The following is a 583-nucleotide window of genomic DNA, read 5'->3' as shown; positions in this document are numbered from 1 at the left end:
GGTGAATCAGGCCGGTAAGGTCGGCTCCTTCGCGCTGGCGCTGCCAGATACCCATGCGTAGGGCGTCCAGGGCAAGGTCGGTGTACAGGCTGGTGGAGGTCTGCCAGCCGATGATCCGGCGGGAGTAGACGTCGGCGGGCGAAGGCGACGTACACCCAGCCGCTCATGGTTCGTACGTAGGTTATGTCCGCCACCCACAACTCGTTGGGTCTGAACGCGCTGAAGTGCCTGTTCACCAGGTCCGCCGGGCAAGCGTCCTTCGGTGCGGACCGGGTCGTCCTGGGCGACTTCGTACGGCGGATGCCGTGCAGGCCCATGTCCCGCATCAGACGCTCCACGGTGCAGCGGGCCACATGCCCCAGGCCGTGCCGGGTGGATTCCTCGGGTCGGTTGAGCATCGCATGCATCTTGCGGGCCCCAAGTACGCAGTAGTTGTTCTCATGCACCCGCCCGATCTCGGCCTTCAGGGCCTCATCGCGTCTACTCCTCGCCGATGGGGGACGGGACTTGCGGGCCCGGTAGGCGGAAGGGGCGATCTTGACATCGGCACTAGCCAGCGCCTGACAGATCGGCACAGGCCCCG

At 66.2% G+C, this 583-nt stretch carries 1 protein-coding gene; it reads right to left on the bottom strand.

Annotation, left to right across the window (positions count from 1 at the left end):
• A partial coding sequence (locus B1H55_RS13170; protein ID WP_420866445.1) for an IS3 family transposase occupies positions 1 to 575 on the bottom strand: 575 nt, incomplete at its 3' end.
• Positions 576 to 583 lie beyond the last annotated feature (8 nt).

It is taken from the genome of Actinomyces denticolens (assembly GCF_002072185.1).
GTDB classification, from domain to species: domain Bacteria; phylum Actinomycetota; class Actinomycetes; order Actinomycetales; family Actinomycetaceae; genus Actinomyces; species Actinomyces denticolens.
This window is presented reverse-complemented; position numbering and strand designations above follow the sequence as displayed.